Below are 445 nucleotides of genomic sequence, written 5' to 3'. Positions count from 1 at the left end.
GTGAACAAGGCTTTAAGCGATTGAGCGGGAGTCTGTTTTTCGGATTTGAGACGGTTTGAGATTGCAGGGTTTGGGAGGTCGAGGCCGCCAAACCCTGCAAATTCGTTTGTGATTCCCTTTTGCGGCAGGCCATGATTCTGTGGGTGCATCGGAGGGGACGATGCGGCCGAAGAAGCACAAGACGACGGGATCGAATGACCTGTTCCGGGCGCGGCTGGACCAGATCATCAACATGAAGCACGAGTTGGTTCTGCTCGCCGGCAAGGTTGATTGGGACTGGATCGACGGCGAGATCGCACCGCTCTACAGCGAGAACGGCCGGCCTGGGATCGAGACCCGCTTCATGATCGGGCTGTTGTTGCTCAAGCACATTTACGGGTTGTCCGATGAGGGAGTGTGCGAACGCTGGGTCCACGACCCGTATTTCCAGTTCTTCACCGGCGAA

General features: G+C 56.9%; 1 protein-coding gene. It reads left to right on the top strand.

The genetic code is table 11. The annotated features are described in order from the left end of the window. Positions 1 to 160 precede the first annotated feature (160 nt). A partial coding sequence (locus tag CV770_RS41375) for a transposase (protein ID WP_146101494.1) occupies positions 161 to 445 on the top strand: 285 nt, incomplete at its 3' end.

Origin of the sequence: Bradyrhizobium sp. AC87j1 (genome assembly GCF_002936975.1) — a bacterium.
In the GTDB taxonomy this organism is placed as follows: Bacteria; Pseudomonadota; Alphaproteobacteria; order Rhizobiales; family Xanthobacteraceae; genus Bradyrhizobium; species Bradyrhizobium shewense.
This window is presented reverse-complemented; position numbering and strand designations above follow the sequence as displayed.